This window comes from Bacillota bacterium, from assembly GCA_012518215.1.
GTDB lineage: Bacteria > Bacillota > Dethiobacteria > DTU022 > PWGO01 > JAAYSV01.
On sequence record JAAYSV010000005.1, the window covers coordinates 1 to 3,690 of the forward strand.

The 3,690-nt window shown below is 50.5% G+C and carries 1 protein-coding gene; it reads right to left on the reverse strand.

Going from position 1 to position 3,690, the window contains the following annotated elements; genetic code table 11:
• Window positions 1–752 precede the first annotated feature (752 nt).
• Entirely contained in the window at window positions 753–2,210 is a 1,458-nt protein-coding gene (locus GX364_00385; protein NLI69311.1) for a hypothetical protein, read from the reverse strand.
• Window positions 2,211–3,690 lie beyond the last annotated feature (1,480 nt).

Here is a 3,690-nt window from a genome sequence, read left to right on the forward strand (position 1 = left end):
AATCTTCACGTCCTGTGAAGTATCCGGCTGCCGACATCACGTCGGCAGTCCCGTTTCGCTTCCTCGCCTTCACCGGCTATGGCAACCATTCACTCTATGTCGCTGACGCCAACATATCGGTACGGGGGAAAGATAAAACGGGAACCAGTTTATGCCGATACTGAGGGGTGTTCGATAAGGGGATTCTTCGGTCGCGGCAAATATGCGGCTCCCTCCCCCCCCCCTGTCATTCCGAGCAAGCGGTGTTCTGTGAGTACGCTGACGTTGTGTTTCGGGGAATGGTAATGCAGGAATACCAACCTCTGTTGTCAAGCATAGCGCCGCGAGGAATCTGACAGGTTGTACCTTTTCTTTCTCTGGCAGTAGGGTAAGGTGTACATGAGAAGGGGATTCTTCGGTCGCCCCAAAAGCAGGGCTCCCTCAGAATGACAGTACTATAAAAACAGTCGTGCGGAATGGCACAATACCGGGGAAGGAGTGTGGCGCCCTCCCCCCCTGTCATTCCGAGCAAGCGGTGTTTAACAAGAACACCAACATGAAGCCATAAAGAATAATGATGTAGAAACGCTAACACCGAGGTAAAAAAATAGCGCCGCGAGGAATCTCGGGCAGAGGCAGGCGCTGTGCTTGACGATGGCAACCATTCACTATATATAGGAAGAAATTGATTGGTGAAATGAGAGACCAACCAAAAAGCAGACACCCCGCGGGGTGTCTGCTTTCATTCAGCAAGGCCATGAAACATTACTTGCTTATTTTTCCACTCCCACCTGCCGGCTGCCCTGGAGAGCCCTGCCCCTGTCAGCACCTCCCTTGGGCGTCGGCGCCGGAGGCTGAAGGTACCAACGCCTGAAGAAGAAGATCCAGACAAGAAAGAGGATCACGATATAGGCAGCGGCCAGGCCCAGGGAATAGAGGAGATATATGACTTCCTCGCCGATAAGAGGCAGGTTGATAAGAAAGAGCAGGGGAATGGCAGCCAGAAAGGAAAGAAAGCTGGCGAAGGTGATCTCCCGGACCGCAGGATGTTTCAGCTCGGGGTCAACGATTCTCAGCAAGGCGATACTCGAGGAGATGTTGCCGGAAAGAAAGCCGAAGAGAGCCACATCCCTTTCGACACTTTCATTCTTGAAGACGGCTCGGGAAAGCCACATCACCGCCAGCATCGTCAACACAGCACCGACTGTCGCCAGTATCAGTATCGCCCAGATGTTGACAGTGGATATTATCAAGGGAATGGAAACAATGGCAGCCACGACCATGAAGTCAACAACAACCCCCAGGATGCGGTTGAGCACCTTCTCATCCAGGACATGGTCGATCACGAAGAAATCCATCAGCTTGCGAACACCCAGGGCGAAAAGAAAACCGAGCAGATAATTGAAATGCATGAATACTTCCCCGACAATTACCACACCGGGATCAAATGCGGTGATCAGCCACTGGGCAACCACACGCATGAGTCCGTAAGTGAGAAGCAAGACCCCTCCCACAACTGCAAGGTGCAGGGTAAAGGTCTCGATGGACTGCCCATCGGTGGTCAGTTTTCCCGCCTCTTTTTTATCCTCTTTCTCCGGGACAATACCTGTCAAGACTGATACATTGTCGTCAGCGGGAAAAGCGGGCAACTGCCCCCTCATCCTGGCAATATTGACCATGACGATACCCAGCACATAAGCGAAGATTATGCCCAGTACCGCAAATGAATACGCAATGAAGGTTCCGCTCTGGAAAGATAGTTCCTCCTGCCAGAAACCACCGAAGTAACGTGCCAGGACGGAATCAAAGCCCGAGCCGAGCATCAGCAGGGAACTGAAACCGGAGAAAAACTGGGGATTGATGAGCAGGACAACGATGATGGTAAAGATGATACCGATAAAAAACTGGAAGGCCATCACCTTGGTAATCATGATCGTGCCCGCAGCCACGCCCCCGCGATCACTTTTCTTGAACCCCCGCAGGCCCAGAATGATAAAAATTATGGCGAGCATATGAAAAACCATATTCTCGGCGTAAGCACCCACGGGCAAGTTGATGACACCTATGATACCCGGTCCAAGCAACAACAATAGCAATCCGGCAATGATAGAACTGGGAATAAATAATGTCTGCAGAAATTTGAACTGGCTGCGGAAAAAAGCAGCAATGATCAGAGCAAGACTCATGTAGCCAAAGGCCAATATTGATGTAAGCGCGATTCCACCGCCCAAGAAAAAGACCCCCTATCATTTTATTTTTCAGTGGTGGCAAAGCTTATTCTTTTGAATTCCGTATTCTGTACCGTAATATCCGCCTGAGAAAAACGATCAAACACGGGCGGTTCTTTTGTGCCCCCGCCATCATGGCCAGAAACAACGACAGATTTTTCAGGGCACCAAAGTCAAAATATTTCCTACATATATATAATGCACATAGAATGCATTCAGAGATATTACTGACCGGATTCATGAAGACGGACAACAAACCTTCCGGCTCCCGTCATCATTATACCACATTCCCGTCAAGCCCGGTCGGGCAATGCCAGCCGCCACCCGTGGGTGTGTTGCCCGGCGGCATCCGTTCGCGACCATGGCCCCTCATAGCTAGTTTTATCTTTTTAAAATTATATTTCTTCCGCCAACCCTTGTCAATAGAAGCAATGTGGAAGTTTGTGGCTTCCGGATGGCAGGTGTATATCCTTTTTCCCAACAGTCAGGTAGGCTATTTTTACTCCCGTGATCAGGGTGGTTTTACGTTGTCATTCCAAGCAAGCGGTGTTTTGCATTACGCAAGCGTTATGCTGGTAGGATAAAGGAATGTAAGAATGCTGGCCTTTGTTTGGCAAGGATAGCGCAGCGTGGAATCTGACAGGTTGTGCGTTTTCTTTCTCTGGCAGTAGGGTAAGGGGTGCTTGGGGAGGGGATTCTTCAGGAACTGAAGCTCTCTTTTGTGGGTATGCGAACGATAATAAAACCCAGGAAATAGCTTCCCCCCATGAGTAAGTGGTATTAACAAGGGTCTCCTCGGCCGCCCACGTTTTCTTTTTCTTTTTTTATATGTTGGCTTGGCGACTTGGCTGTTCATGGGCCATAGCATAAAGAACGGTTCAGGTAGTGAGTGTGTTCAACTAGGGGATTCTTCGGCCGCCTGCGGCGGCCTCTGAATGGACAGGTAATACACTGTCCACATCACGTCGGAAGTCCCGTTTCGCTTCCTCGCCTTCACCGGCTATGGCAACCATTCACTCTATGTCGCTGACGCCAACATATCCGTACGGGGAAAAGATAAAACCTAGGAACCAGTTTATGCCGATACTAAGGGGTGTACGAGGAGGGGATTCTTCGGTCGCGGCAAATACGCCGCTCCCACCCCCTCTGTCATTCCGAGCAAGCGGTGTTTAACAAGAACACCAACATGAAGCCATGGAGAATAATGATGTAGAAACGGTAACACCGAGTAAAAAAATAGCGCCGCGAGGAATCTCGGGCAGAGGGAAACGTTGTGCTTTACGGGGATAAAAGACCAGGAACCAGTTTGTGCCGATACTAAGGTGTGTACGAGGAGGGGATTCTTCGGTCGCCTGCGGCTCCCTCCCCTCCCCCTGTCATTCCGAGCAAGCGGTGTTTTGTAAGTACGCTGACGTTGTGTTTCGGGGAATGGTAATGCAGGAATACCAACCTCTGTTGTCAAGCATAGCGCCGCGAGGAATCT